Annotated in this window: 1 protein-coding gene; it reads right to left on the bottom strand. The window is 66.2% G+C overall.

The genetic code is table 11. The features are described from left to right. Nucleotides 1-15: 15 nt before the first annotated feature. Nucleotides 16-1,704, bottom strand: coding sequence for an ISAzo13 family transposase (locus ACFYY8_RS42085; protein WP_390050693.1), 1,689 nt, complete (start codon nucleotides 1,702-1,704; stop codon nucleotides 16-18). Nucleotides 1,705-1,759: the final 55 nt, after the last annotated feature.

Genomic DNA, 1,759 nt, shown 5'->3' with positions numbered 1-1,759 from the left:
AGGGCTTGCAGATGATTAACTCGCCGAGTTGATCTTTTGTGGGAATGCGCCGGTGCTGAGGGCGTAGGCGGTGAGGTCTGATGCCGAGTAGAGACGTTTCTGAGTGGGTGTGATGGTGTAACCGGCCCGGTCGAGTAGGGGCTCGATCTGCCGGATGGCCCGGTTGGCGGTCATGAGGGTGACCTGGAACAGGTCGGCGAGTACTGCCTGAGGCAGGCCAAGGCGCTGGTGCAGGACGGTGATCAGAAGGCGTTCGGGCAGGGTGAGGCGGGGGTGGCGGCCGGTTCCAGCCGCTACTTTCCGTGGGCCGCCGCGCTGACGGCGCAGGTCGGCTTCTCGCTGGTCATGGCGCAGGAGAGCTAGCCGGTCGATGAGCTGGCCCCATTCTCGTCGCGGTAGGCCGGTCAGGGCGGGGTGTGCCAGCCAGGCCCGGTCGTCTGGGTCGTCTCGGAGGGTTGATGTCGCCGTGGTGGCGGGATCGGGGGTGGCCGTCGGCCATGCGGGCAGCAGGGTGTAGTTCCACTCGCCGTGCCAGTCGTGGCTGGTGATGGGCAGGGTGGCCATGTGAGCGTCGCTGATGCTGACACCGGTGGCGTATCGGCCGGTGTCCAGTTCGGCGTGCACACTCAGGCCGGTCGTAGTGGTGGTCGCAGCGATGGTTTGCACGATGACTTCATGGCTGGTCAGCGGCTTGGCCTGCCAGTTCATCGTGATGTGGCAGAACAACCGGTGCTCGATGCGGTTCCATTTGGAGGTGCCGGGCGGGAAGTGGCAAACGGTGATCTCCAGGCCGGTCTGCTCGGCCAGCATGGCGAGTTCGGCCTTCCAGGCGCGGGTGCGGTATCCGTTGGAGCCCCCCGCATCAGCGGTGATCAGCAGCCGCCTGGCGTCAGGGTAGGTTCCTTGCCCGGCGCCGTTCCACCAGCGGCGGATGGATTCCACCGCGAAGGCGGCGGTGTCGTGGTCGGTGCCGACGTTGACCCAGCCGCTGTCGGCGGCCAGGTCGTAGACACCATAGGGGATGGCTTTGCCCAGGTCACGATCGGGGAAGTCGTGTACGGCGACCTGCACCGGCCGGCCTGCAGGGCGCCATTGACGGCCCGCGGTTTTGAACTCGCCGATGAGCTCCTTTTTCTTGGTGTCCACGCTGATGACCGGCTGTCCGGCTGCCTGGTGGGCTTTGACCTGCTCGTTGAGGTAACGGAACTGAGTGTCCCGGTCGGGGTTCTGCTTGCCCTCCAGGGTCTTGACGTTGCCCTGAAGGCTAAAGCCCTCCTGTCGCAGCAGATCCGCGACCGTGTCCGCACTGATCCGGTGGCCCTGCCCGGTCAGTTCCCTGGCCAGGCGGCGGGTCGACAGTGTTGTCCAGCGCAGCGGAGACATCGGATCGCCTCGCGTGTCAGGCTCCACCAGCGCCAGCAACGCCGCACGCAATCCTGAGTTGACCTCGACCAGGCGTTTGCGGCCTCCACCAGGCCGGCGAACCCGGCTCAGCGGTTCCGCGCCCGCTTCCAGTTCATCGACGCCCAGGGACACCGTCGCCGCTCGAACCCCAGCGGCCCTGGCCACCGCCGCGATGCCACCATGTCCCAGCGCACGCGCCTCGGCGCCCATCAGCAACCGGCGCTGCCGCTCATTCAGATGCGGGAGGATCACCTCGAACTTCGCCGCCAGCAACGCCTCAGTCTCAGCCGCTACGCCCATACCAGACCAACGAGTGGCATCTCCGAAGGCTACGGGTTAATTATCTGCAAGCCCT

Source organism: Streptosporangium sp. NPDC001559 (assembly GCF_042893955.1).
In the GTDB taxonomy this organism is placed as follows: domain Bacteria; phylum Actinomycetota; class Actinomycetes; order Streptosporangiales; family Streptosporangiaceae; genus Streptosporangium.
This window is presented reverse-complemented; position numbering and strand designations above follow the sequence as displayed.

Excerpts from the sequence above, each read along its gene's own strand:
- ACFYY8_RS42085 (WP_390050693.1), bottom strand. The coding sequence starts at position 1,704 with ATGGGCGTAGCGGCTGAGACTGAGGCGTTGCTGGCGGCGAAGTTCGAG.